The 25,672-nt window shown below is 65.0% G+C and carries 20 protein-coding genes and 2 pseudogenes; 5 read left to right on the forward strand and 17 right to left on the reverse strand.

Annotation, left to right across the window (positions count from 1 at the left end):
- Positions 1-94: 94 nt before the first annotated feature.
- The 3 genes from NQV17_RS18300 to NQV17_RS18310 are packed head-to-tail and all read left to right on the forward strand — an operon-like array spanning position 95 to position 5,909.
- On the forward strand, positions 95-1,330 hold the full coding sequence (locus NQV17_RS18300) for an efflux RND transporter periplasmic adaptor subunit (protein WP_257773330.1): 1,236 nt from the start codon (positions 95-97) through the stop codon (positions 1,328-1,330).
- Positions 1,327-4,518: an efflux RND transporter permease subunit gene (locus NQV17_RS18305; protein WP_257773331.1), complete on the forward strand. Its 3,192-nt coding sequence runs from the start codon at positions 1,327-1,329 to the stop codon at positions 4,516-4,518. The genes NQV17_RS18300 and NQV17_RS18305 overlap by 4 nt, the downstream gene beginning before the upstream one ends.
- Entirely contained in the window at positions 4,515-5,909 is a 1,395-nt protein-coding gene (locus NQV17_RS18310; protein ID WP_257773332.1) for an efflux transporter outer membrane subunit, read from the forward strand. Before NQV17_RS18305 ends, NQV17_RS18310 begins: the two co-directional genes overlap by 4 nt.
- 134 nt (positions 5,910-6,043) lie before the next feature.
- On the opposite strand, the gene NQV17_RS18315 is transcribed toward NQV17_RS18310, so the two are convergent.
- From NQV17_RS18315 to NQV17_RS18390, 16 genes and pseudogenes are all read right to left on the reverse strand, one after another.
- Positions 6,044-6,946, reverse strand: coding sequence for a LysR substrate-binding domain-containing protein (locus NQV17_RS18315; RefSeq protein ID WP_257773333.1), 903 nt, complete (start codon positions 6,944-6,946; stop codon positions 6,044-6,046).
- 304 nt (positions 6,947-7,250) lie between these two features.
- The gene (locus NQV17_RS18320) at positions 7,251-8,162 is read right to left on the reverse strand and encodes an NAD-dependent epimerase/dehydratase family protein (RefSeq protein WP_257773334.1); all 912 of its coding nucleotides are present in this window, start codon (positions 8,160-8,162) and stop codon (positions 7,251-7,253) included.
- A gap of 363 nt (positions 8,163-8,525) precedes the next feature.
- The gene (gene tssF / locus NQV17_RS18325) at positions 8,526-10,403 is read right to left on the reverse strand and encodes a type VI secretion system baseplate subunit TssF (protein ID WP_257773335.1); all 1,878 of its coding nucleotides are present in this window, start codon (positions 10,401-10,403) and stop codon (positions 8,526-8,528) included.
- Positions 10,404-10,407: 4 nt separating this feature from the next.
- Positions 10,408-11,547, reverse strand: coding sequence for a hypothetical protein (locus tag NQV17_RS18330; protein WP_257773336.1), 1,140 nt, complete (start codon positions 11,545-11,547; stop codon positions 10,408-10,410).
- Positions 11,548-11,558: 11 nt separating this feature from the next.
- Positions 11,559-11,819: a PAAR domain-containing protein gene (locus tag NQV17_RS18335; RefSeq protein ID WP_069220720.1), complete on the reverse strand. Its 261-nt coding sequence runs from the start codon at positions 11,817-11,819 to the stop codon at positions 11,559-11,561.
- 69 nt (positions 11,820-11,888) lie between these two features.
- A complete protein-coding gene (locus NQV17_RS18340; RefSeq protein ID WP_257773337.1) occupies positions 11,889-12,383 on the reverse strand; it encodes a hypothetical protein in 495 nt (164 codons plus the stop codon).
- 6 nt (positions 12,384-12,389) lie between these two features.
- Positions 12,390-13,478, reverse strand: a complete 1,089-nt coding sequence (locus tag NQV17_RS18345; protein WP_257773338.1) for a DUF6708 domain-containing protein — start codon at positions 13,476-13,478, stop codon at positions 12,390-12,392.
- A gap of 3 nt (positions 13,479-13,481) precedes the next feature.
- Positions 13,482-15,815 (reverse strand): T6SS effector BTH_I2691 family protein, encoded by a 2,334-nt coding sequence (locus NQV17_RS18350; protein WP_257773339.1) that lies wholly within the window; start codon positions 15,813-15,815, stop codon positions 13,482-13,484.
- 25 nt (positions 15,816-15,840) lie between these two features.
- Positions 15,841-16,044 (reverse strand): toxin VasX, encoded by a 204-nt coding sequence (locus NQV17_RS18355; protein WP_257773340.1) that lies wholly within the window; start codon positions 16,042-16,044, stop codon positions 15,841-15,843.
- Between the two features lie 40 nt (positions 16,045-16,084).
- Entirely contained in the window at positions 16,085-16,837 is a 753-nt protein-coding gene (locus NQV17_RS18360; RefSeq protein WP_257773341.1) for a DUF4123 domain-containing protein, read from the reverse strand.
- 11 nt (positions 16,838-16,848) lie between these two features.
- Complete coding sequence (locus NQV17_RS18365; RefSeq protein ID WP_257773342.1) at positions 16,849-19,422, reverse strand: type VI secretion system Vgr family protein; 2,574 nt, start codon at positions 19,420-19,422, stop codon at positions 16,849-16,851.
- A 319-nt stretch (positions 19,423-19,741) separates the two neighbouring features.
- A pseudogene (locus NQV17_RS18370) lies at positions 19,742-19,909 on the reverse strand (GntP family permease); the annotation flags it as partial.
- A 9-nt stretch (positions 19,910-19,918) separates the two neighbouring features.
- A pseudogene (locus NQV17_RS18375) lies at positions 19,919-19,999 on the reverse strand (histidinol dehydrogenase); the annotation flags it as partial.
- Positions 20,000-20,078: 79 nt separating this feature from the next.
- On the reverse strand, positions 20,079-21,248 hold the full coding sequence (ampC, locus tag NQV17_RS18380; protein ID WP_257773343.1) for a class C beta-lactamase: 1,170 nt from the start codon (positions 21,246-21,248) through the stop codon (positions 20,079-20,081).
- Between the two features lie 188 nt (positions 21,249-21,436).
- Complete coding sequence (locus NQV17_RS18385; protein WP_257773344.1) at positions 21,437-22,249, reverse strand: alpha/beta fold hydrolase; 813 nt, start codon at positions 22,247-22,249, stop codon at positions 21,437-21,439.
- 112 nt (positions 22,250-22,361) lie between these two features.
- Positions 22,362-22,793 (reverse strand): hypothetical protein, encoded by a 432-nt coding sequence (locus tag NQV17_RS18390; RefSeq protein WP_257773345.1) that lies wholly within the window; start codon positions 22,791-22,793, stop codon positions 22,362-22,364.
- Positions 22,794-23,143: 350 nt separating this feature from the next.
- Here NQV17_RS18390 and NQV17_RS18395 point away from each other — a divergent pair, with 350 nt between their 5' ends.
- A complete protein-coding gene (locus tag NQV17_RS18395) occupies positions 23,144-23,335 on the forward strand; it encodes a hypothetical protein (protein ID WP_185735474.1) in 192 nt (63 codons plus the stop codon).
- Between the two features lie 150 nt (positions 23,336-23,485).
- Entirely contained in the window at positions 23,486-24,244 is a 759-nt protein-coding gene (locus tag NQV17_RS18400; RefSeq protein WP_124521195.1) for a hypothetical protein, read from the forward strand.
- Positions 24,245-24,414: 170 nt separating this feature from the next.
- Here the strand turns inward: NQV17_RS18400 and NQV17_RS18405 are convergent, their stop codons facing one another.
- The gene (locus NQV17_RS18405) at positions 24,415-25,611 is read right to left on the reverse strand and encodes a beta-propeller fold lactonase family protein (RefSeq protein WP_257773346.1); all 1,197 of its coding nucleotides are present in this window, start codon (positions 25,609-25,611) and stop codon (positions 24,415-24,417) included.
- Between the last annotated feature and the right edge of the window lie 61 nt (positions 25,612-25,672).

Below are 25,672 nucleotides of genomic sequence, written 5' to 3' on the forward strand. Positions count from 1 at the left end.
TTCTTATGTCGCCGCGTCCGTTTATCCATCGCGCGCCACGCACGATACTGCGCACCATCCGGCGCCGTGCGCGTCATTCGATACCCCGAACAACATGAACAGCTACCCAGGATTGAAGCGCTTCGCGCGACCGGCCGCGCTGGCCGCCCTTCCGCTCGCCGCATTGCTCGCGTTGACGGGCTGCCGGTCGGACGACACCGCGCCGGCCCCGAAGCCGAACGTGATCGTCAGCGCGCCCGTCGCGCGCAACGTGAACGACGTCGACGTCTACACGGGCCGCTTCGAAGCGGTCGACACGGTCGACGTGCGCCCGCGCGTGAGCGGCTATCTCGAACGCGTCGCGTTCCAGGACGGCGCGACCGTGAAGAAAGGCGACCTGCTGTTCGTCATCGATCCGCGCCCGTACCAGGCGGCGGTGACGGCCGCGCAAGGCACGCTCGAGCGCGCGCAGTCGCAACTGAAGCTGAGCCGGCAGGATTTCGAGCGGGCCAGCGTCCTGATCAAGACCGACACCATCGCGCAGAGCCTGTACGACCAGCGCCGCCAGGCCGTGCAAAGCGCGCAGGCCGACGTGACGAGCGCGCAAGGCGCGCTCGAACGCGCGCGGCTCGACCTGTCGTTCACGCGCATCGTCGCGCCGATGTCGGGGCGCATCAGCCGCAAGCGCGTCAGCGAGGGCAACCTCGTGAAGGGCGGCGACAGCGAAGCCACGGTGCTGACGACGATCGTGTCGCAGGACCCGATCGACATCTACTTCGACGTCGACGAGGAAAGCTACCTGCGCTACACGCGCGAAGCCGCGCAACACGGCGGCAGCGCGTCGTCGCGACAGGTGGCGATCGCGCTGCCGGGCGACGCGAAGCCGTCGCTGTCGGGCACGATGGATTTCGTCGACAACCGCCTCGATGATTCGACCGGCACGCTGCGCCAGCGCGCACGCGTCGCGAATCCGGACGGACGCCTGAGCCCCGGCCAGTTCGGCCGCGTGTCGCTGTCGAGCCGCGTCGCGCACGCGGCGCTGCTCGTGCCGGATTCGGCCGTCGCGACCGACGCGACGCGCCGCGTGCTGTATTTCGTCGACGCGAACGGCACCGTGTCGGTGCGCCCGGTGACGCCCGGCCGCCTGTTCGGCAACCTGCGTCAAATCGATGCGGGCCTGAAGGCCGGCGACCGCGTGATCGTCGACGGCTTCCAGCGCGTGCAGGCCGGCGATCAGGTCAACGCGGTGCCGCGCGCGATCGATGCGGCGCAGATGGCGAATGCGACGAATTCAGAAAAAGTTGCGAACGCAACCGCTGCGTCCAGCACCGCGACCGGGAGCGCGCAATGAACCTCGGCCGCCTGTCCGTCCAGCAGCCGGTGCTCGCGATCGTCCTGTCGATCGTACTGACCATCGCCGGCGCGCTGGCCTATTTCTCGCTCGCGGTGTCCGAGTATCCGGACATCGCGCCGCCGACCGTCGTGATCCAGGCAAGCTACCCGGGTGCGTCCGCGGAAACCGTGTCGCAAACCGTCTCGACGCCGATCGAACTGGAAGTGAACGGCGTCGAGGACATGCTGTACATGTACAGCCAGGCGACCTCCGACGGCAGCCTGAACATCACCGCGACGTTCAAGCCCGGCACCGACGTCGACAAGGCGCAGGTGCTGGTGCAGAACCGCGTCGCGCTCGCGACGCCGCGCCTGCCCGAGCCCGTGCAGCGCAGCGGCGTGTCGGTCCGCAAGTCGTCGCCGACGCAGCTCGGCACGATCTTCATCTACTCGCCCGACCAGCGCTACGATCCGCTGTACGTGTCGAACTACGCGATCCGCAACGTCGCCGACGTGCTGAAGCGGATCGACGGCGTCGGCGACATCAACCCGCTCGGCGCGCGCGAATACTCGATGCGCATCTGGCTCGACCCGGAACGCGTCGCGTCGTTCGGCCTGAGCCCGCGCGACCTGATCGCCGCGGTGCGCGCGCAGAACACCCAGCTCGCGGGCGGCGTGGTCGCGCAGGCGCCGATCACGAACCAGGCGTTCCAGCCGAACCTGATCTTCGAAGGGCGCCTGAAGCGGCCCGAGGATTTCAGTGACATCGTCGTCAAGCAGGGGCAGGACGGGCGTCTCGTGCGGCTGAAGGACGTCGCGCGCATCGAGGTCGGCGCGCTCGCGTACGCGACCGACAGCTACATGCTGCGCCACCCGACCATCGCGCTGCAGGTGCTGCAGCAGCCCGGCGCGAACGCGGTCGCGACGATGGACGCGGTCGAGAAGAAGATGACCGAACTCGGCAAGGCGTTTCCGAAGGGCATCGTCTACAACATCGGCTACAACCCGACCGCGTTCATCGGCGACAGCATCCACGAACTCGTGAAGACCATCTACGAGGCCGTCGTGCTCGTGGTGTTCGTCGTGCTGCTGTTCCTGCAGGGCTGGCGGCCGTCGATCATCCCGATCCTGTCGATTCCGGTGTCGCTGGTCGGCACGTTCGCGGCGATGGCCGTGCTCGGCTACTCGATCAACAACCTGACGCTGTTCGGCCTCGTGCTCGCGGTGGGGATCGTCGTTGACAACGCGATCGTCGTGGTCGAGAACGTCGAGCGGCACCTGGCGGCCGGCGCCGCGCCGCGCGATGCGACGCTGCTGACGATGAAGGAAGTCGGCGGCGCGCTGTTCGCGATCACGCTGGTGCTGTGCGCGGTGTTCGTGCCGACCTCGTTCATTCCGGGCATCTCCGGCCAGTTCTTCCGCCAGTTCGGCGTGACGATCGCCGTGTCGACCGCGATCTCGTTCTTCACGTCGGTCACGCTCGCGCCCGCGCTGTCCGCGATGATGCTGAAGGCGCACGACCCCGCGCACGATGCGCCGGCGTCGACGTCGCGCACGGCCGCGCTGCTCGCGCCGCTCACGCGCGCGGTGCAGCGTTTCGCGGATGCATTCAACCGCGTGTTCCAGCGCGTGTCCGACGCCTACGGCGCGCTGGTCAGGAAGCTCGTGCGGATCATCCCCGCGATGAGCGTGCTGTACGTCGTGCTGATCGCCGCGACCGGCTATCTGCTGGTATCGAGCCCGAAGGGCTTCATTCCCGCGCAGGATCGCGGCTACCTGGTCGTGCTGGTGCGCACGCCCGACGGCGCGACGCTCGAACGCACGAGCGCGGTCGCGCGCAAGATCGAGGACATCGCGCTGTCGGTGCCGGGCGTCGCGCGCGTGCCGGTGTTCTCCGGCGTCAACGCGGCCACCGGCACGAATTCGGCGAACAGCGCCGGCCTGTTCCCGGTGTTCAGGCCCTGGCCCGAACGCAAAGCGCAGGGCCTCACCATCGACACGATCGCGGCCGAGCTGCGCAAGCGCCTCGCCGGCATCACCGAAGCGTCGATCGTCGTCGCGATGCCGCCGCCGGTGCAGGGCCTCGGCAGCACGGGCGGCTTCGCGATGCGGCTCGAAGACCGCAACGGCCTCGGCACGGCCGCGCTCGCGAAGGCGACGCAGGATCTCGTCGACGCCGCGAACCGCACGCCCGGCATGGTCGGCGTCTACACGCCCTACTCGGCGACGAGTCCGCAGGTGCACGTCGAGCTCGATCGCGAGAAGGCGGAGATGCTCGGCGTGCCGAGCCAGGAGATCAACGATGCGGTCGAAACGTATTTCGGCTCGGCCTACATCAACGACTTCAACATCGTCGGGCGCACCTATCGCGTCACCGCGCAGGCCGACCTGCCGTTCCGCGTGACGGCCTCCGACCTCGGGCGCCTGAAGGTGCGCAACCGCGACGGCGACATGGTGCCGATCGGCAGCGTCACGCGCATCGACGACACGCTCGGCGTCGATCGCGCACCGCGCTACAACCTGTATCCGGCCACCGAGATCAACGGCGATACCGCACCCGGCCTCGGTTCCGGCTTTGCGATCAAGACGATGGAGACGCTCGCGAAGCAGGTGCTGCCGCCCGGCATCTCGTTCGAATGGACCGACTTGTCGTACCAGCAGACCACGGCCGGCAACACGGGGCTGCTCGTGTTCCCGCTGTGCGTGCTGCTCGTCTATCTGGTACTCGCCGCGCAGTACGGCAGCTGGAGCCTGCCAGTGTCGATCCTGCTGATCGTGCCGATGTGCCTGCTGGCCGCGTCGCTCGGCGTGCGCGCGCTCGGCCAGGACGTGAACATCCTCACGCAGATCGGCTTCATCGTGCTGGTCGGGCTCGCCGCGAAGAACGCGATCCTGATCGTCGAGGTCGCGCGGCAGCTCGAGGCCGACGGCCGGGAGCTGGTCGACGCGGTGGTCGACGCGTGCGTGCAGCGGCTGCGCCCGATCGTGATGACGTCGCTCGCGTTCATTCTCGGCGTGCTGCCGCTCGTGATCTCCGAAGGCGCCGGCGCGGAAATGCGCCAGGCGGTCGGCGCGGCCGTGTTCTTCGGGATGATCGGCGTGACGTTCTTCGGGCTGCTGTTCACGCCTGTGTTCTATGTGCTGGTCCGCCGGCTCGCGACGCGCAAATCCGGCGTCGCGGCGGCGGCCGCGGAGGTGGTGCAATGAAATTCATCCGACTCGTGGCCGCGCTGTCCGCGGCGGCCGTCCTGACCGCGTGCACGAGCGCGCCGGTCGCCACCGTCGCCCCGCCGCCGCTCGCCGCGACCTACGCGAACGCGGATCTTGTCGCCGCCGGCCCTGCCGCCGCGACCGACGCGTGGTGGCACGGCTTTCACGATCCGATTCTCGACCGGCTGGTCGATCGCGCACTCGCCAACAACCTCGACCTGAAGGCGGCGGTCGCGCGCATCGACGCGGCGCGCGCGGTACGGATCGGCGCCGCGTCGCAGTGGTTCCCGTCGCTCGACCTGAATGCGGATGCCGGCCGCCGGCGGCTGTCCGCGTCGCAGGCGTTCCCGACCGATACGCCGACGACCGGCAATGCGTTCGACCTGAATGCGAGCGTCGCATGGGAAATCGACATCTTCGGGCGCATCCGCCAGGGCGTGTCGGCCGCCGACGCCGATATCGCGTCCGCGCAGAACGACGCGGCGGCCGTGCGGATCGCGACGATCGACGAAACGGTGCGCACCTACGTGACGGTGCGCGGGCTCGAGCAGCGGCTCGCGCTGGTCGAGGCGAACGCGGAAAGCCAGCGCGGCACCGAGGCATCGACGCGGCGCCTGTTCGACGCGGGCGTCGTGCCGATCGCCGACGTCGACCGCGCCGCCGCGCAGGCGGAAACCACGCTCGCCGAGTTGCCCGCGCTGCAGTTGCAGCGGCAGGCCGCGATTCACCGCTTGTCGATCATCACCGCGACGACGCCGCAGGACGTCTATGCGCAACTCGATCCGCCCGCGCCGGGGCCGGTGTGGACGGCAGCGGCGCCGGGCATCGGCACGCCGGCCGACCTGCTGCGCCGCCGGCCCGACGTGCGCGCCGCCGAAGCGCGGGTCGTCGCCGCATATGCGCGCATCGGCGTGGCCGAAGCCGATCTCAAGCCGCACCTGCAGCTGATCGGCGTGATCGGCGCGGCCGTCGACGGCTTCTCCGGCGCGACGCTCGCGCATTCGCTCGCCTGGATGGCCGGCGCCGGCGCGAGCGCGCCGCTGTTCGACGGCGGACGGCGCCGCAGCATCGTCGCGTTGCGACGCGCGCAGGCCGATCAGGCCGTCGCCGCCTATCGCTCGACCGTGCTCGGCGCGGTCAGCGACGTCGAAACGTCGCTGGCCGCAACCGCCCGCGATCACAGCCGGACCGAGCGCCTCGAACGCGCGGCGTCGAATGCGCGCGATGCCTATGCGCAGATCAACCGTTCGTGGCGCAGCGGCGAATCGGCGTTCATCGACACGCTCGAAGTACAGCGCTCGCTGCTCGCGGCCGAGGATTCGCTCGCGCAGGCGCGCACCAATGAGATGCTCGCGCAGGTCAGGCTGATGACCGCGCTCGGGCAGTAGGCGGGTTGGTGCGATGCGACCGGTGCGGCGCATCGGTCGCGTTGGTCGCGTCGCCATGAAAAAAGGGCGACGTGCCCGATATCGATCGAACACGTCGCCCTTCGCACGAGACGAGCGGCGGTTTGCGCGCCCCTTCAGTCGATATCGCCGCCTTCCTCCAGCTGTGCGCTCAAGTAGTCCAGAAAACTGACAATGCGCGACGACAGCGTCGCGTTGCGATAGTAGACCGCATGAATCGGCTGGCGGAATTCAGTCGTGTCGTCGACCAGCACTTCGACGAGGCTGCCGTCGCGGCGATGGGTGCCCGTCATGTAGTCGGCGAGGCACACGATGCCCGCGCCATTCAGCGCGAGCGTCAGCAGCGTCTCGCCGCTCGACGCCTGCAGCGCGGGATGGATCCGGTATACGTCGCCGTCCGCGGTGCGCAGCGGCCAGTGGTTCAGCGTTTCGGGCTGCACGAAGCCGAGCAGCGTATGGTCCGCGAGATCGGCCACGCGCGTCGGCACGCCGGCCTTCTCCAGGTACGCGGGGCTCGCGAGAATGCGCAGCCGGCTGCTGCCGAGCTTGCGCGCATGCAGCGTCGAATCGCGCAGCTCGCCGATCCGGATCGCGACGTCGGTGCGCTGTTCGAGCAGGTCGATGATTTCGTCGCTGGTATGCAGTTCGGCCGCGATCGCCGGAAACGCTTCGCGAAAGCCCGGCATCATCGGCGCGATCACGTGCTGCATGAACGGCATCGCCGCGTTGATGCGCAACCGCCCGGCCAGCTTCTCGCGCTGGCTGACGAGCTGTTCCTCGGCGAATTCGACCGACGCGATGATCTCGCGCGCGTATTCGAGGAACAGCTTGCCCTCTTCCGTCACTTCGAGCCGGCGCGTCGTGCGGCGGATCAGCGTCGTGTCGAGCTTTTCCTCGAGACGCCGCAGGATCCGGCTCATCACCGACGTCGGCTGGTGGAGCTTGTCCGCCGCCCCCGTCAACGAGCCGGTATCGGCGATGGTCACGAATGCGAGCATCTCGTCGAGGGTGGTCTTCATGGTCGGGAATCGGTGACAGTTGCAGAATCGTCACGATAGTGCCGCAGCGCCTGTTTGATAAGCGGGAGCCGGCGCGAATCATAGTTGATTCGGATTCAAGAATGCGCGGCCAATATTGTCCGATCGATGCGGTCGCGGGCCGGCGGGCGCACGCGCCCGGGAGGGCGCGTGTTGCGTGTTGCGTGTTGCGTGTTGCGTGTTGCGTGTTGCGTGTTGCGTGTTGCGTGTTGCGTGTTGCGTGTTGCGTGTTGCGTGTTGCGTGCTGCGTGCTGCGTGCTGCGTGCTGCGGAGCAATTCTGCGGCGTCAGTCCGCGATCGGCATGTCGTGGCGGATCCAGTCCTGCATCGCGCCGTGCCGCGGCGCCCAGCCGAGTTCCTGCCGCGCGCGCACGGCTTTCACGCGGCTGTTCGACGCCAGCGAGAAATGCGCGCGCGAGTGGCCGAGCACCTGCTCGGCCTCGGCGATGTCCCACTCGACCACCGACGGCAAACCGAGACGCTCGGCGAGCGCCGCGCCGATGTCCGCGTACGACGCTTCGCCGTTCTCCGCGAAATACAGCGCGCCGGGCGCCGCGTGCCGCATCGCGCGCACGTAGAGATCGGCGACGTCCTCGACATGCACGTTCGACCAGCGGTTCAACCCCTTGCCGATCACGCGGACCGCGCCGGCCTCGCGCGCGATCGCCGCGAGCAGCGGAAGCTGCGCGCTGTCGCGCCGGATGCCGAGCCCGTCGCCGTAGATCATGCTGTTGCAGATCACCGCCGAGCGGATGCCGAGCGTTGCCGCCGACATCACGAGCTGATCGATCGCACGGCGCTCGGGCTTGGCCGGCGCGACGACCGGCGTCGCTTCGTCGAACACCGGCGCGTCGCCGTGCGCGCCCTGTGCGTCGTCCGCGATCACGCTGGTGCCGCTCGTGTGCAGGAACGTCTTGCCCGAGCCGCTCAGCGCCGCGACGATCGTCTCGACCGATGCGCGGTGGTCGCTGCTCGCCGCGTTGATCACGCAGTCCGCGTCGCTCGCGAACGCATGCAGCAGCGCCGTGTCGTCGAGCGTGCCGATGACCGGCATGATGCCGGCTGCCGCGAGTGTCGCGGCCTTCTCGCCGTCGCGCGCCAGCCCGGTGACGACATGCCCTTCCGATACCAGCCGTGCGGCCACCGAGCCGCCGATATAGCCGGCCGCGCCCGTCACGAATACCTTGATGCCCTTCATCCACCGCTCCGATGGCGAGGCCGCGAAACTGCCCGCGCCTCGCGGAAATGAGTCGGCCCGCGCGCACCGGTGTTCGGATGGGCGCGGGCCGTCGATGCCGGCCGTGCTGCGCGTCGAACCTGCGCAACACGGCCTGTAGCAACAGTATCGATGCCGCGCGCGGGCGGCGAAAGAAGCGGATCGTGAAAAGAGTTTTGATCCGCGCGGGAAGATCGGCGGCGCCAGCCCGCGAAACAGCGACGTGTAGAACGACGCGATGCCGATCGCGATCGAAATCGCCGACACGAGCAGCGTCGCCACCGCGACCTGCGTGATCAAGTAGTCGATCTTGCGTCCGCAGGTAAGCGGTCGGGCATACCACGGTCAAATCAGCGGCTGCGTGCCGGGCGTGGTCACGCCTCGCGTCAGTTCCCGGCCGGTCTGCGCCGAACGAACCACCAGTTGAACATAGCTGTTCATCGGCCCGTACGGCGCGAAGAACCGTTCGAGCAGTTTCGTGAACACGACCAGGCTGACTTCTCGCAGTGCGGCCTCGTCGAACGACAGCATGATTTCGATGCCGCGCACGAACGACGGAAACTGACTATCGAGCGACATCCATTTGATCGCCGGCTTGTAGTCCAGGCCGGTGATCGCGTCGATGCAGCGCTGCGCGAGCGGCGTCGTGCGCACCGCGTGCAGCCGCATGAATGCTTTCAGGGCCGGCAGCCCGTCCCGCGTCAGATCCAGCGGATGCGGCGATAACGTCGACAGCACACGCCACAACGCGCCATTGCCGCGCGGCAGCTCGGCCGTCAATGTCGGTCGAGTAATCAACTGAACCGGACAATCCAGCGCCTTGCTTTCGAGCAGCAAATCGCCCACCGAATTGCCGATCGACAAGCGCGCCGGCAAGTCGCGATTCGTCACCGTCGTCACCACATCGATTTGAGGCAGCTTTGGCCGGGCCGACTGTCCGTCCAGCCCGACCAGCGACAGCATCATGGTTTGACGACCGGGCGATCCCGCGTCGCGATCACGAAACGCGACCCAATAGACCGTCGCCGAATCGGGGCGTGGATCGTGACTCAGTGCCTGATAGGGTCTCACCAGGGTTCTAGGTCGATCACTGTCGAGCGACACGTCCCCGTCCTTGTCCTTCTTCGTGGACAGCTCGCCCAGATAGACCGCGTCGACCGAATACACGCCCAGCGGTGAATGTTTCGCCAGTCGCATGGGCTGAACCGGATAGGCGTCCTGCTCCTTCAACACAATGGGCAGGGCCGGTTGAGAGAAGAGATTCACGACCGGCGTACAAAACAGCTTGAACGCCGTTGCGTCGAGCGATGCGAGCGCCAGCGCAGCGACCGAATCGGCGGGCATATCGCGCAGCACGACGTGCAAGGTCAACTCCCGAGCATCGGGGGCGCTTGCTGCACGCCGCACGCGGCCGATGTCGAGATCGACGAAATCGAACAGTTCGGGAAACGCGAAGTATTCCAGCAAGTAGCGATAGGTGGTCGCGGTGCGACTGGTGGTTCGGCTACCCGGCAGCAAGCGATCGTCATCGGCGAAACCGACCGGTTCAAACGGCACCTTCGATATGGCCCGCCAGCGCCCACATTGATCGACCTCAACATACGCGGCGGCCGCACGCAGCAGCAAAGCATCCAGCAGCGACGAGACAAACGGCCGCTCGCCGGAAAGGTGGACACGTATGGGGCCGTCAGTAATGGCCGCCGTGAACGGGCCGGCAGCCGACGTAAAACTGATCGACAGCATGCCAGTTGCGTCGGCGGGCAATCTCACGGCCGACGGTGCCAGCGTCGTCGGTGCATACCGCGCGGACCGGATTTGCAATGGCGAGATGGTCACGTCGTAGGCCGACCGGAATCGCACCGGGGCTGTACGTGCATTCAACTCCACGCCACGCGGCACGACGACCGGCTCTGTCAGTTGACCGACGATCGCCCGTGGTTCGAATCGGGCAATCGCGCACGATGGCACCGTGCGCAGATAATGCGGGTGGACAACCTCAAGCAACGCCTCGGTGAATTCGGGATAGTCGTCGGCCAGCTTCGAATCGAGGTGTGCGGCAAGAAACGAAAAGGTCTGAATCAGACGCGTCACATGCGGATCGTCGGCCCGGCCGCTCTGGATGCCCAGCCGAGCGGCAATCTTCGGATAGCGGATCGCGAAATCGCCCAACGCCCGCGCGAACAACCCGAGTTCGTATTCGTAATGCGACAGCAGGTGATCCATTCAGCTATAGCCCCAGTCGATCGGGACGCACGAGCGTTGGGCCGACGAAGATAAGTTTGCGCAATGCCGCTTGTGGGCCGTATGGCTGCATCCGGAAGTGCGGCCGCCGCCAGTGGCCGCTTACTTCGCGCTGTACGCTGTCCGATGGGACTGATCCGGCCGCCTCGGCGTCGAGAATCGCGGGGCCGACGACGTGGCGATCGTAGAGTTGTTCGATTTCGGCGAGCCGTTCCGTGCGCTTGCGCTTGCCGAGCCCGGGAAAGTGTCGCGGCGCGTTCGAATAAGCGCGATCATGGACGACCTGTGCATCGCGTACGTTGAGGTACAACAACATCTTGATCGCATAGTCCAGGGCGTCGCGCCAGAACCGCTGAGCGGCAGGCGGATCGGGCATTCCGTCAGCCGCAGGCCGCTGGAACAAGTCGTCCACCAACTCACGGATCGTCTTGTCGGGGTCTTCCAGCGGAAGCGTAATCGAATCTATCGTCGCGCCATCATCAGGACTGCCAGGCATTAGCCATGCCGCAAACCCGATTGACCGGTCGTTCTTGAAAATCGCGATCGCCTCGATGTCGCCAGCCTGTTTCCAGCGGTTAGGTTCGGGAATGATGCACAGCGTATCGGTTGGCATCTCGAGCATGCCGATCGACACATCCTCCGCGATATAGGCGGCGTCGAGCAGACGGTGCAGCGGTGGGGTCGGCTCGTAAAAAGCTCCTTTGCGTACCTCGAATGCCAGCCAAACGGCGCTGTATTGAGCGACCCCGGCGAGTACGTCGGCCGGGCGGCCGTCAGCGCCGTGCGGCAAGAGGTCCCGTGTGAACCGATCGAAATAGCGCGTCAAACGAAGGATGCCGTGCGACCGCAGCATCTCGGTTAGGGTCGGCGACGCCACGCAATCTGTTTCAGCTCGCAGCGCGTCCCACGCGGCGAGCGCACCCGTGACCCGATAGCGAACCGGTCCGGGCAAGCGAGCGAGCTTCGGATCGGTGACGGCGTCGCCCGAGCGCATCAGCGCGGTCACGAGCCGTTGACGAATGTCGGCGCGCAGAGCTTGACGCCGGGCCTCGGATATCAAGACGGGGTTGTGGGATGACGCCCCCGTCAAAGTTACTTTCTCCGCTCTACCTACCGAACCGCTCATGCGCAATACCTCTATTCAAGCGACGAAATCAGTCGCGCCCCGCACTCCGTCAAATCGTCGTGAAAGGCGACTGGCGTACCGTGATGGTTGCGCGTGCTGTTTTGCGGAATGATCCTGAACTGCCCGCCGCACTTCGGACACCATGTCAGGTGATCCTTCAGCGCAACCGGAACGCCAAGCGCTGTCAGATCGTCGCTCGCGGTGATGACTTCGCCGCCGTGGGTCGTCTTGTCGTGGAGGCGGATCACGCCTCGTCCGTTTTCATCCTTCATCATCCTTTCCGCATCGTTTGCATTGCCATGCTGTTGAACTAGCAAGACCCGATCGGTACCGCATCCAGGTCAACCGTCGCTCTTCGGAGCGACTCCGCTAAAAGTTTTCGGATGCTGAGCATTGGCGCAAACGCGATTCCACCCGGAGAATTCGAACGCGGTCGCATACCTGCCTCCACTGCTTTCATCACGAACGCCGTAATTCAACTCAGGCTTCTCCAGGTTGAGCGGGCCATAGTCGGCGAGAGACGGATCATCCGAATGGACCACATAGATAAAGCGTACTCGAACTGGTTTGCCATCCTGTTTTTTGTAGGTGGCGTAACCGCAAATGAACGTGCGCTTGTCGTTCGGCGTTTGACTTATTCCATGCAAATCGGGAGTGCTTTCGTATAAGTCGGAAAACTCGATATCCTGGTCATCGGACAGTGCTGCCCGAACCGCTTTTTCCGCAGCATCGTATTTTGCGAACGCACTTGGCGTGCATCCAACGAACAACGCAAGCGTAGTGGCTAGTGTCGCTACGATTCGCCTCTCTATCATGCCGGAAACCCTCTTCATCATTCATCGTTAGCTGCGGGTCGCCGCGTGCATCATGTCGGCATCAGGGTTCTCGAGCCAAGCTGCTGCATACGTTCCGCCATCGGGTTCTCCCGCCCAGTCTTCGACCCGTGCTTTCGGATCATCCGGGTACTCGCCGCGCTGCTGGGCCAAAACCGTGCCCCCCCATCCAACAGGCGTCCCGGAGCGGGGTTCCGCGTAAAGATCGTCGGGAGCGATCGCGGAGATTTGCTCGATCGCGGCAGGCCAGACGGGATCGCGGCACGTTGCATTCGCAAGGATTCGCATGACGGTGAAAACCAGAATCAGCGGCATCATCAACAGACGAATGAAGACCGGCGCACGCATCCCAAAGCTATACAACGAAAACAGGAACGACTCGCGCGGCGTCTCATGCCGCGTGTGAAACAGCATCGGCTTGGGCAAGCCGTTCGGGCCGTCATTCATGTACGCGCACCAATAGTTCCACTGCGCGAGCGCCATTTCGACCTGCCGCTTGCCGGTCCATTCCCGACCGATCGAGAACACGCGAGTGACATTGCCGTGGTCGTCGACCGTATAGTGCCGAATGTGGAAGATCGTTCCGAAGGACGTGTCTTCGCGGTGCAGGCAAAAGATCGAATCTTCCGTCCACGGTGCTTCCCAAACGATGTCACCCTCGCCGGGTTTCGCGAAAAAGCGCCGCGCGCGAATCGCGAAAAGCTTGCGAGCTTCGCGATGGAAGCGGATCGGGCGGTGGCGGAGACCAAAGAACAGGCCGCGCCCAAGTTTCCAGACTATGAAACCAAATCCTAGAGAAATGCATACCGCAAAAAAATCGCCCAGTGAATCAGCCGCGTATGGGTAGCGAATATGAGTGAGCCAATAGACATATGGCCCGATCCCTATACACAGGAAGGCGAACACTACGCCAGTGACAAACCATTGTTTTTCGAGAAAGGAAGGCTCGATCACATCCATAAATATCGAGTTAATGCTGAATGTTGCACCGCAATCCTGAACATCCGGACCGACAAATCGATCGATCGGCAAGCGATGTGCTAGATCCCACTCTGGTATCGGCTTGCCGATGCACTTCTTCATGACGCGTTCGTCCATATGTCAGCCTCCCGCCGCCGCGCTAAATGCCTTGAGTTCCGCCTCAAGGGAGTCGTAGTGCTCCCCCTTGCTGAATTTGCAACGTGAGACCCAATCCTTGAGGGCTGACGCCTTGAAAATTGCAATCGCAATTGCTATCAGAATCGACAAAATCAGGGCCGGCCAGAATAGGGGCCAACTGAAAAGTGCGGCAACAGCAACGTACGCGCCAAGACTTCCACTGCCGATATAGAGCCATCCCAATTTCTTCTCGTGATTTTGGAAAGCCTCAGGCGCGTTCTTGAAAATGTCATACCCAGCCAAGAAGATGCCTGCGGCCGCGCCGAGTCCACGGCCAAACTTTACCCCCGCCTCGGCGCCTCCCTTGGAGACGCCCCACGCTTTCATGAGATATGCTGACAAAGGATGAGCCGGTGTTTTCACTACGGTCTCCGACGAGTATTCGACGAGAGTGCCGACGATCGCAACAACAGCACCAATGCCCTTCAGAGTGGTTTCGGTCTGATTGAACTGATCTCGATCCTTCCAATCTAGGGTGGCAAACGTGAGCGTGGTCATCTGGAAGATTATAGTCACGACGCCCAAATTGAACTCGGTCGACGAATTGAGCCACTTCTTAGCTGAGTCCACTCCCGGAACTTTAACGGCCTTGATCGCGCTGGCCTCCAACTTCCCGTCCCGGACCAGAGCGTCGACGTCCATCTCGTAGGCGACGATATTCGGATCACTCGGTGGTGCCGTCCTCAGAACCTGCTTCCCGACTTGGGTTGCCGACGCGCGCTGTTCGGTCCGGTTGCCGTCCAGTTTGACGCCCAACTCCCGGGCTTGCTGTAAAGCCCAGTCGCGAATGGCAAGCTTGCTGACTTGTGACGGTTTGAGTCGAACACCTGACTGTATCGCCAATCGAATGGTCACGAAGCCGAGCGCGGCCCCCCGCGTTGCCTTCGTGAGTACGCCGACGATCTGATTGGCGGTCGTCACGATGAGTCGATCGCGCAGGTCGGCCGCGTTACCGAGTTTTTCAATCTTTTTGAACGCTTCCTTGTAGAGGTTCAGGAAGTTCTCATACTGGATATCAGAACCGTGCACCTGTGCATCCGCCGCTTTCATCAGCGTGTCCTGATTGAACATCAGGGCACGCACGTACAGATTGCGGATATTCGAAGCTTGACCGTTCAACCAGTCATCGAGCACTTTCTTGCAAGCCTCGGTACCGACAGCAGCGCCAATAGCCTGTGCGCACGATTCACTGTACGCGTAGCCGCTCCGAAGATCTTGCGAATCGTGAACACCAGCCATCCATTCGGCGAGCAATTGCGACTTGAGCCAATCCGCATGCGCTTGCACTAGCGGCTGCCACTTCGGCTTGAAGGCTTCGAGCGCTTGCTGATACTCCTGCGGGAAGCGTTTCAACGTCTCTTCATCAAGCACGCTGGTTCGCTTCCCGTCGGAACCGACCTTGAACGCTGCGTCCTCCCAAGCCTCGTTCGCCGCATCTTCCTGCGTTGCGGGAACGTTCTCGGTCTTTCGATCCTCTTCCTTCATCGCCTGCTCAAGACTTCCCGTTCTAACCCAGGAGCGCATCACGTGGAAAAAACCAATCGCATCCGGTGCAATTGGTGCGCCGACCTTCATATTGACTGCATTGGCGTCCGCGATGGTTTTCGAGGTTCCATAGGTCAGTCCCGTAACGGCCTTCGCATTCGCTCGGATTCCCGCTTCAGCACGTTCGAGCAGTTGCGCCGAAGTCCACTTCCAATACACCTGTTCGTCGAAACCGTTGTTCAGGTTGGGAACCGTCAGTTCCGCGAGATCGTTAGTGAGGCCGACAGGGTCGTTGACCGCGACCACAAAACCTTTCTTGTTGGGCGACTCGGCCATCGCATCGCCGATTCGTTTGGCGACGTTGCGCTGACGTAAGCGAATCTCGTCCTTGGGCGCGCGGTTGCTAAAGCCAAACGCCGACTTCATCGCCTGAGCGTCCATCGCGAAATGCGCGATCTTGCTCTGGGTGGCCTGAAATTCGCCCGTATCGGTCGCGCCCCCGGCCAGCATCGCGGGAACGCTGATGCACTGCATATGCTGCTTGCGCCAAGCGGCGTCATTGACTTTGTTGTGTACGAGGTCCTTGGTCCATCGCACACTCGACCAGCCAATCCAGAGGTTGGCCGCCTCGTCACTTCCGGGCGTGTGTTCAACGCTCACACAACGGCCAAACGATTCGAAAGCCAAGTCTCCGTTCATCGCGCAGCCTTGGGTAAGCGCGTTCTCCGCGTCGCCCGGCGGCGGCGTCACGTCCGGCGGAAAATTCCACATGATCCCGTCGTCGAGAACCATATAGGCGGCCAGCTTCTTCCGCTTCTTACGTGTACAGATAGCCGGGGCGCAATGCGCGCAGCGTGTACTTGGCGGTGGCAACGGCCTGAGGGGCGCGCCCGTCGATCCGAAAATTGCCGGACAGAGCCGGCGCTTTGGATGCGCCACGCGGGCACGCGATCGCGTATCGGACGGGATAGATCAGCAGCGACTGGCGATCGCAAAGCGGACAGCCCTTAGTGGTCGGCATGGGTTGATCCTCGGAATTTCATGTTGTGAAGTGACAGTATTTATTCGGTCGCGAAAGCGTGCCGCATACGTTGAACCGCATCTTCGACGAGCGCGTCAGTGGTCATCGCATCCTGTCCGCCCGCCGAGCGCAAGACCGCATCGAGCGCTGCCGGCAACTGCGCTGCCTGATCGACCGACAGTGCCGGCAGCCGGCGGCGAATCTGGTCGGCGATCTCGCTGCGGTTGATACGTGGCCACTGGTCAAGGCGCGGCCAGCCCGACGATTGATCGTCCGGCGGCACAATTTCGGCACCTATGCCGGCGCTGCGCCAGCGATGGCCGCCCCAAGCGAAGCACCATTCGTGGACGGGTCCCAAGAGGGCCAGTCGCTGGGTCGGATCGAACACTGCCAGCGTGAGGCTCAAGACACGCGGATCGTAGTACCGCCAGAACACCGGCTGTCCACCCTCTCCAGGACCGACCAGATACCGCGCGATGTGTTCGGCGAGCGCATCGGCATCCACGGCGCTGTCGATCCACGCGCAAATTGCGGGCGGTCGCTCAACTTCCGGTTCCTCTTGCCATCGTTCGGTCGCAATCCGTCGCCCCTCCGGATCGAGCGCGGCGAGGTCGATCAACCGTGGCATCAGTTCTTCGCGATGGGCCAGTACGCGTGGCGTGCAGGCACGCATGTCGAGCGCGGCTAGATCAGGCACGTGCGCGAGGGTCGCAGGTTCCACCAACAGGAATCCAGTCGTCATCGGCTCCTGACGATCAGGTACAGCCTGCATCGGGGGCGTGGACGTTTTCATTTGGTCATCCATCAGGTGAGCGCGATCGACGCTTGGCCGGTTTGTGCGGCACCGTCAGCCAATTGCGAGCACAAGTCCGATCCAGGGAACTGCGCCGGGATGCTTTCCGGCCCCACCGTATCGTGGCTGCCCGCATGAATCTTGTTCTCGCCGGGCGTATAGCCCACGATGCCTTTCGCGCTGACTTCGAGCCGGCTGTTGCCGGCCGTCAAGCGAATGCCCTGCTTGGCGGTGATGTTGATCCAGTCCGTCGTGCTGATGATCGACAGGACCTTCTTCGCCAGCAGTTCCAGCTCGTCGTTTTCTGCATGCACTTGCACCTTGCCGCTCGCCGCAATCAGCTTCATGCCCATCTTGTGCACGAACAACGAAAACTTGTCCGATACGCTCGCGAAGAGCGATTTGCCTGTCGCGACCGACATGCTATCGCCGGCCGTGACCGCTACGTGCTGCCCGCCCGTGACGTGCGCCGTCGCGGGCGTCGTGACGGCAATGCCGGCCGCGCCTGCCAACAACAGATGCGCTTCGTTGAGCTCAGGGAACTCGCCCTTGTCGCTGCTGCCCGTCGCACCCGCGCCCTGGATACCCTCCACCTGCGATTTCAGCGCGTCGGCGATCGGCGTCTGGTCCCCACCGTTGTCCTGAGCCTGATAATGCTGCGCGAGCTTGCCAAGTTGTCCGTGTAACGTTTGCGCTTTGGTCAGGCGTGATACCGGCTCACCAACATCCGAAAGATGCCCCTGCGCGGCGGGACGCACCTCTGTGCTGATCACCATGCCCTTGCCGCTGCGAATCGCGCCGACCTCATCCGTACGCAGCTCGAAGCCCTCGCCTCGGGCATCCTTGCGCCCCTGCCAGTCTTCGATGCGAGTGATCTTGCCGAGCGAAAGCTGGCTCGCCGCATGGTCAGACCGAAGTTGTGCCTGAATGGCGTTCGCCGTATCGTCGAAAATCAGGTGATTGCTGCGACCGGACGACGCGTTGCCGTCCGCACCGTTCAGTTCCCGGCTGCGAATGCCCATCAGCGCATGCTCGCCCGGCAGCTTCCACGACGGGACGTTGCGCGCGTTCATCACGCGGCCCGTAATGATCGGGTGGTCCGGATTGCCGTCGAGCCATTGCACGATCACTTCGGAACCGATGCGAGGCAGCGCAGCCATCCCCTGGCCGCCGCCGGCCCATCCGCTTGCGACCCGCACCCACGTCGAATACTTGCCGTCGCGATCCCAGTGGAATTGAACCCGCACGCGGCCGTGTTCGTCGGTGTGGATGCTTGTGCCTGACTGGCCGACGACGGTCGCTGTCTGCGGCGCGAAGATCTTCGTGTCGACACTGTTGAAGCCGCGCCCGGGCCGCCACGGCGTCGCCCTAGGAACGCACGTGAACTCGTTGCGGTATTCCGCGAGCACACCGGTGTCCTGCAGATAGTTGTTGGTCGCCACATGACGAACCGCGATGATCAGGTATTCATCGTCGCTCTGATCGCGGCTCAGCGCCGAACCGTAACGGTCCGTCAGTCGGAACCAGCGCCCCGGCTGCACGAAGCGATTGTTGCCCGTCGCATCGAAGCGCTTGATCGTCGCTTCGATTTCCTCCATCCGGCGATTGACGACCTGATAGCCATGCTCCATGTTCCGATAGCCGTATGCGCCGGCGTACTCGTTCCATTCGAGCTGCGGCAGCGCGGCTTCCGTGCTCGACAGGCTCGTTTGAACATGGGTCGGCGTCGGGCTCTTGAAATCGAAACGGGACAGTTCCGCATGCGTCGACGTGGTCTGCTGGAACGGGGACCAGCTCAGAATGCTGTCCGATTCCTCGGCACCCATGCCATTATGGAAACGGATTTCGTGAAGCTTGCCGTCGATTGCATGCGCGGGACGCGTCGGATCGGAGACGGTCAGCTTGTGCGACGTGGCGGTGTGCTCGTACCAGTACAGATAGCCGGCATGTTCCCAGCGCCGATGCACGTAATTGTGATCGTCTTCGTCGAACTGACAGGCCATCGTCATACGCGGATCGTCTTCGCCGACCTGCCAATCCCATTCGGGCAACGCGCCGTAGTCCTGGAAGATCGTCGCAGTCTGGTCGTGCAGGTTCTGATCGAGGAACAGGCGATTGTGCTGGCTATATTTCAGATAGCGCAGCCACGGGCCGACATGCGCCTCATAGAAAACCCAGCCGCCGTCCGTACGAATGTGTCGGAATGCAAACATATAACCGTTGAAATAGCGCTGGCTGCCGTCACCACGTGCCAAGCTGGCCGTCACGCGCTTGCCGATGAAATCCTTCGGCGCGAGCTGGTCGTTGTCCGACAGGATTTCGATCTTGTACGCGAAATCCTTTGATAGCGCTTCAACCGCCTCGAATGCGTTCGGCAGCAAGATTCTGTAAGGCGCGTTATCGTCCGGAAAGCTGATTTGCACTTGCCGGTTGTGCTGCGGCCCCAGCGCAAGGTCTCTCAGGGCTTGTGCCGTGTTCTGCATTGTTTTTTTATCCGTTGATCCGGGCGCGAAATGCCGCTGGGCCGCCCGTGCGCCCTCGGAAAAGGGGGCGCAGCAAATTTGAACTGCCGCGTCCCAGCGCACAACATAAGCTCAGACGTATACCACAAAGCACGGAACAGGCCCATCGGAAGGGGTTCGGTCGCTGAGCCAATGGTGGATGGCGCATCTCGGCGAGCAACTCGGCATCGATCCGCCCGATCTGGGTACGTCGCGTGCGCTGTCGCTCCGTCGTGCGCTGGCTCAAAGGAGCGTCCGTCGGGGCGACAGGATCGCGGCACGGCGCTCTTCGACCTCGAGCGATAGCCATCCGAACATCGGGTTCTGATCGTCCATCGCCGGACGCTGCAACTACTGCTCGTGCAGGTGGTGCGGGACGTCGAAGCCACGCGGACCCGCAGCCCCGAGGTGATGTTTGGCGGCGCCATTCGAGAAATGCGAGGCCCGCGACGACGATAGACACCGAGCCGGTCACGCCGAGCCACGGGCCGGCCCATGTCGTCGTCCTGAAGAACGTGGTCGGGACGACGTTCTGGATCTGCGGCGAACCCGGCAACGCGTCCATCGTCCAGCCGCCTCACAGTCCGCCCGTATAGCGCGCGGCCTTGCCGGTCGGCAGCGTGTGGTTCGTGCCAATCACCTTGTCGCCAAACGCGACGTGCCGCCCGGCCGAGTCGCGTTGACGAGACCGGACTGCTCACCCGTCACAAGCAATTCCGCACGGGCTGGCACGACGCTGATTACGGCTTGCCGCCCAGCGACTCGACGATCCGGTACGCAGTCTTCACACGATCCTCGATCGGGAAGCTGCGGTTCGCGAGCATCACGATCGCGAGCCGCTTCGCGGGCACGAACGCGACATAGGTACTGAAGCCGTTGGTCGACCCCGTCTTGTTGATCCACGCGTCCGGGCGCGGTGCGAGCGGCGGCTTGAGTTCGGTCGCGGGCGTCGCGTCGTGGAGCATCGGCGGCGCATTCCCCGCGAGCAGCGTCGGCAATGCGACCGGATACGGATACTGTTCCCAGATCAGGTCCTGCGTGAACGGCCCCGCGCGGAAATAGCCGGTGTGCGTGCGTTCGAGCGCACGCTGCAGCCGCGGCGCCGTTTCGATGAGCCCCATGTTCGCCTGCACGAAGCGCAACAGGTCGGCCGCCGTCGTCCTGACGCCGTACGCCGGCTGCCACAGCATGCCGCCCGTCATCCGGATCGGCTTGCCGTCCTGCGTATAACCCTGCGCATAGTCGGCCTGCCGCGCGGCAGGCACGTTGATGTAGGTGTGCGTCATCCCGAGCGCGGGAAACAGCCGCTGTTCCATCAGCCCCGCGAAGTCGCGATTCATCGCCATCGCGGTGAGCTGCCCGAGCATCCCGATCGCGACGTTCGAATACGTGCGGCGCGTGCCCGGCGCGTACGCGGGACGCCACGCGTCGAGATAGCGCATCAGGCCCGCGTCGTCGCGGATGCTGTCGGGCACCTGCAGCGGCATCCCGCCGGGCGTATGCGTGCCGAGCTCGAGCAGCGTCACGCCGCCGAACGGCTTGCCCCGCAGCGCGGGCAGATACTTGCCGGCCGGATCCGTGAGCGACAGCTCGCCGCCTTCCTGCGCGTCGGATGCGAGCGTCGCGGTCAGCGTCTTGCTGACGGAGCCGATCTCGAACAGCGTGTCGCCGGTCACCGGCTGGCCGGTTTGCGTCGACATCACGCCGTAGTCGAACACATAAGGCTTGCCGTCGGCGACGATGCCGATCGCCATGCCGGGAATGGCGAACTGCTTCATCAGCGGTGCGACGTGGCGGGTTACGGTGTCGTGAATCTCGTCCTGCGTGGCGGCGGCCGCGCGGCCGGCCGTGGCGGCGGCGCATGCGGCGACGAACAGGGTCGCGGCGATGCGGATCGCGTTGAATCGCATGGGTGCGGTTCCTTCGATTTTCCGATGGTTGCATGAACAACTGATCAGGCCGCGCCGCGCGGACGCCGCGCCAGCCGGCCCGTCGAAGCAGGACTATCCGCTTCCGGCCGCCAACCGACAATCGACGATATGTTGCGCGAGCCTAAAGAAAATCTTATGCGGCGCGCGAACCGGCCGCCATGCGGAGGTCAGCCCCGCAACCGGTCGAGAAACGCCAGCATCGCGGCGTTGAAGCGCGCCGGCCGCTGCAGCGGCGCGAAGTGGCTCACGCCCGGCAGGATCGTCAGCGTCGCGCCCGGAATCGTGCGTGCGAGATACGCCGCATGGTCGGGGCGGATGAACTCGTCGTGCTCGCCCTGCACGATCGCGACCGGCACGGCGATCGCCGCGAGGTCGGCCGCGCGGTAATCCGGTTGCGTGCGCATCATTTCGCTGACGGCGGCGACGAACGCGTCGAACCGGTCCGGCGTCGCGGACAGCCGCGCGTAGTCCTTGCGGTGCCGCGCGAAGCAGCGGTCGATCAGCGGGCTCGGCACCATCTCTTTGGTGCCACCCGGATCCATGTTGCACGCGAAGAAGAACACGCCCGCCGCACGCGCCGGCGCGCGGGCGGCCAGCACAAGCGACACGCACGCGCCGTCGCTCCAGCCGACGAAGCGTGCGCGCCCGATGCGCAGCGCATCGAGCACCGCCAGCACGTCGGAGGCCATGCGTTCGTACGAATAGGGGCGATCGTCACGCGTGCTGCGGCCGTGGCCGCGGCTGTCGATCACGATCGCACGGTAGCCGGCCGCGAGCAGCGCCGGCACCTGGTTGCCCCAGTTGCCGCCGTGGCCGAGGCCGCCGTGCAGCAGCACGACCGGCGGGCCATGGCCGAACGACGCGTGCCAGATGCGCGCGCCGTCGTGGTCCAGCCATCCTTCGGCGTCGGCCGCCGGCAGCGGCGTGCCGCCTTGCGCGTCGAAGCGGACGAGGTCGTCGTCGGCGAATTCCGCGTTCATCGTTCTGCCGTCCTTGCGAGGGAGACGAGCCTGCGATTGTAATGCGCGCGACAGCGTGCCGCGACGCGTCCGCGCGCTGCGGTGCGCGACGGCCCGGCGCCGTGCCGTGCCTTCAGGCCTGCGTCGACACCAGCGCGCCGGACGTCGAGCCGCCCGACTTCTGGATCGCCTGCGCAAGCTGCGCGATCGCCGTCGACAGCGCGGCGGAGATCGTGCTGGCTTCCGCGCCCAGCGTCTGCTGCTCGAGTGCCGCGGCCGGATCGTGCTTCGCGCGCTGCGCGGCCGCCGCCATCTGCTGCTGCAGTTGCGCAAGCTGTTTCTGCAAGCGCTCGATGAGTTGCTTCAGCTGCTTGACCGCGGGATCCTCGGCCGAGTATCCCGACGCGCCCGGCGTCTGCCCCGCGCCGTCCGACTGGGCGGCACCGCCCGCCGGCGACGATGCGGCGGACGTCGCCGTCGACGCGGCACCGGTGCCGGACGGATCGGCGGTCGCGTTGCCGGTGGCGGGCGAGGTCTGCGCGGCGGAAGAAGGGTCGATCTGCATCGTGTCGGTCCGTAGTGAGTGTGTGACTCGGGTCGGTTGAACAGGGGATACCTTGCAACCGGTTTACGGTATTCGTCGGATGAAACTTGAGCCCCGCCTTTCCAACTGCCCCGAGATGCCCAGAGATGCCCAGAGATGCCCGCGCCGTGCGCGTACCGCCGATCGTCGCGAAGGGGCCAGATTGGCCGGCCGTCGACGCTGGTAAAATCGCCGGCTGGCCTGCTGCCGCAGCACACCGGCTGCTTCCGGCAAGGCCTCGCGGGCTGCCCCGCGTCGGCGCCCGTCCGGTCGGGCCCGACACGCGATGCCGTCCGGCGCCGTCGCAACGCGAGCCCCGCGCCCGCATCGACATGCGACGCGCCGACTTCGGCACGCCCCCCTTCATCACGCATTTCGAGGAATTCACGATGGCCCGCATCGGCGCCTTCTGCCTGACCACGTGGCTCGCGGCCGCGATTCTCTATTTCGGCCAGCATTCGGTCGCGATGATTGCGCTCAGCGGCGTGGTCGTGTTCGGCGGATTCGACCTGTTGCGTCCGTAACGGCGGCAGCGCGCGCGGCAGCGACAGACGCGCTTCGCCGCCGCACTGAAAAACGCCGACCGGCGAGCCGCGACGCAGGGTAAGATGCGGGTCGGAGTCGTCATTCTCGCGCAGCACGAACAGGGCACCGCCCACGCAGGCCGTCCGATCATGAAACAAGGCATTTTCGTCGCCACGCCCGCCTACGGCGGCATGTGTTACCTGCCCTACGTGAACGGGCTGCTGGAGCTTCAGCATGCGTGCCTGAGCGCCGGCCTCGCGTTCGAATACTTCTACCTGAGCGGCACCGCACTGTTGCATCAGCAACGAAACGTCGCGGTCGAGCGCTTCCTGCACAGCGGCCTGTCGCACATGATGTTCATCGATGCGGACATCGGCTTTCGCGGCAGCGACGTGATCCGGATGTTCGAACAGCAGCACGACGTGATGCTCGGGCTTTATCCGTCCAAGAGCATCAACTGGGCGGCGGTCGCCGAGGCCGCGCGCTCGGATCCGTCGGCGCCGCCCGAGCGGCTCGCGCTGTTCAGCGCCGATTACAGCCAGACCGCGTATGCGGTGGACGGTGCACAGTCCCGGATCCAGCTCGATTCGGTTTCCGAAATCCACTCGGGCGGCGCCGGCCTGATGATGATCGCGCGCCCCGTGTTCGACACGATGGCGCAGGCCTATCCCGAGACGCAGGTCCAGTTTCCGCCGAGCTATCGGAACCTGTCGCCGAATTCGACCTCCATGTACGAACATTTCGAGTTCCTGAGGGAACCCGACGGGCGCTCGCTGTCGGAGGATCTGTCTTTCTGCAAGAAATGGCGGATGTGCGGCGGCAAGCTGTATGCGTGTTCGTGGTTCCAGACCGTCCACGCGGGCGTTCATCTCTATGAGGGCAACCTGCCGGCGTTGCTCGGTCAATGAGCCGCGGGCGCGAACGGCCGGCGCTGCGTGACGCGTAGCGGCGCGAGCCGTTCGGCTTGCGGATGGCGGCGGACCGTCGCCGTCATCGCGACTTCGGGCTGCGTGCGCAGCCCGGCATCCCGGACCGGCGCGACGCACGCGTCGACCCGCCCGTCGAACGCTTCAGCAAATCACCGCGGCAACGTCCTCAACGACGAGGGCCCGCCCGTCAGTGCGATACGCTTGCCCGTATCGCGCAGCTTGCCGCCCTCCACCGCATACAGCGCGAGCTGCCGCTCGACGTTGAACTGCACGATCACGTGCCGGCTGTCGGCGGTAAACACGATGCCCTGCGCGGCTTCGCCGCCCGGCACTTCACTCGTCTGCACCGCGCGGCCGTCGCGGATCTCGAACAGCACCACCTTGCCGAGCTTGTGGCGGCCCGGGTTGTCGGGCGTCAGGTTCGAGCCGTCCATCGCCTGCACGGCGATCCACTTTCCGTCCGGCGAGATCGCGACGCCCTCCGGCAGCGACGGCACCGTCAGGTACTGGACCGTGCGGAACGGCGTGCGCGACACGTCGATCAGCGCGATCGAATCGGCATCGCCCGCGAGCGTGCCCGTATAGCCCGGCAGCCCCGCGAGCCCGACGTTGCTGACGACGGCCCAGCGATTGTCGCTCGACACGTCGATCGTGTAGGGCGCGACGCCCGTGCTCAGCCGCGTGCCGCTGTCGGTCACCTTGCCGTCGTCGACGTTCAGCACCGCGATGCCCTGCTCGTCGCGCAGCGACACGAGCGCATGCTTGCCGTCGTGCGTGAAGCTGATCCCGGCGAGCCGCTTCTTGCCGATCTTCAGGTTGCCGTCGAGCGTCACCTGCGCTCCGTCGATCCGCAGGATCGACACGCTGCCGTCGAGGTTCGCCGCCAGCGCGAGCCGGCCCGACCGGTCGATCGCGATCCCCTGCGGGTGCGTGCCGAGCTCGATGCGCGTGATCGCCGGCGGCGACGCAGCGAGGTTCACGACCTGCACAAACGTGTCGAACACGAGCTGCTTCGCGGTCTGGTCGTAGCGCGTCGGCGCGCCGACCAGCGCGAGCTTCGCGTCGGGTGCGATCGCGACGGCCTGCGGCGGCCCCTGGATGCCGTTCTCGACGTCGACCTGCAGCGCGAACTTCGGCGGAAACACGCTCGCGTCGAGCAGCGTCAGCGTGTCGGCGGGCGGCGACGCGAGATAGGTGTCGCGCCCTTCGACGCGCTGATACTTGCCGTCGTTGCCGGACACGATCCAGTCGGCCGCGTGCGCGGTGACGGCGGTGACGGCGGTGGTAGCGAGCGTCAGCGCGGCGAGCAGGCGGGCGCGACGAAGGCGAAAGCGATTCGAATGCATGGCGGTCGGTTCTCCGGATCGGTTGCGGATGCAAGGACTGGCACGACCCTGCTGCTCGACG

This window comes from Burkholderia sp. SCN-KJ, assembly GCF_024656005.1.
Lineage (GTDB): Bacteria > Pseudomonadota > Gammaproteobacteria > Burkholderiales > Burkholderiaceae > Burkholderia.

Coding starts and splice junctions, on each gene's coding strand:
- NQV17_RS18300 (WP_257773330.1), top strand. CDS start 95: ATGAACAGCTACCCAGGATTGAAGCGCTTCGCGCGACCGGCCGCGCTG.
- NQV17_RS18305 (WP_257773331.1), top strand. CDS start 1,327: ATGAACCTCGGCCGCCTGTCCGTCCAGCAGCCGGTGCTCGCGATCGTC.
- NQV17_RS18310 (WP_257773332.1), top strand. CDS start 4,515: ATGAAATTCATCCGACTCGTGGCCGCGCTGTCCGCGGCGGCCGTCCTG.
- NQV17_RS18315 (WP_257773333.1), bottom strand. CDS start 6,946: ATGAAGACCACCCTCGACGAGATGCTCGCATTCGTGACCATCGCCGAT.
- NQV17_RS18320 (WP_257773334.1), bottom strand. CDS start 8,162: ATGAAGGGCATCAAGGTATTCGTGACGGGCGCGGCCGGCTATATCGGC.
- tssF (WP_257773335.1), bottom strand. CDS start 10,403: ATGGATCACCTGCTGTCGCATTACGAATACGAACTCGGGTTGTTCGCG.
- NQV17_RS18330 (WP_257773336.1), bottom strand. CDS start 11,547: ATGAGCGGTTCGGTAGGTAGAGCGGAGAAAGTAACTTTGACGGGGGCG.
- NQV17_RS18335 (WP_069220720.1), bottom strand. CDS start 11,819: ATGAAGGATGAAAACGGACGAGGCGTGATCCGCCTCCACGACAAGACG.
- NQV17_RS18340 (WP_257773337.1), bottom strand. CDS start 12,383: ATGATGAAGAGGGTTTCCGGCATGATAGAGAGGCGAATCGTAGCGACA.
- NQV17_RS18345 (WP_257773338.1), bottom strand. CDS start 13,478: ATGGACGAACGCGTCATGAAGAAGTGCATCGGCAAGCCGATACCAGAG.
- NQV17_RS18350 (WP_257773339.1), bottom strand. CDS start 15,815: ATGGTTCTCGACGACGGGATCATGTGGAATTTTCCGCCGGACGTGACG.
- NQV17_RS18355 (WP_257773340.1), bottom strand. CDS start 16,044: ATGCCGACCACTAAGGGCTGTCCGCTTTGCGATCGCCAGTCGCTGCTG.
- NQV17_RS18360 (WP_257773341.1), bottom strand. CDS start 16,837: ATGAAAACGTCCACGCCCCCGATGCAGGCTGTACCTGATCGTCAGGAG.
- ampC (WP_257773343.1), bottom strand. CDS start 21,248: ATGCGATTCAACGCGATCCGCATCGCCGCGACCCTGTTCGTCGCCGCA.
- NQV17_RS18385 (WP_257773344.1), bottom strand. CDS start 22,249: ATGAACGCGGAATTCGCCGACGACGACCTCGTCCGCTTCGACGCGCAA.
- NQV17_RS18390 (WP_257773345.1), bottom strand. CDS start 22,793: ATGCAGATCGACCCTTCTTCCGCCGCGCAGACCTCGCCCGCCACCGGC.
- NQV17_RS18395 (WP_185735474.1), top strand. CDS start 23,144: ATGCGACGCGCCGACTTCGGCACGCCCCCCTTCATCACGCATTTCGAG.
- NQV17_RS18400 (WP_124521195.1), top strand. CDS start 23,486: ATGAAACAAGGCATTTTCGTCGCCACGCCCGCCTACGGCGGCATGTGT.
- NQV17_RS18405 (WP_257773346.1), bottom strand. CDS start 25,611: ATGCATTCGAATCGCTTTCGCCTTCGTCGCGCCCGCCTGCTCGCCGCG.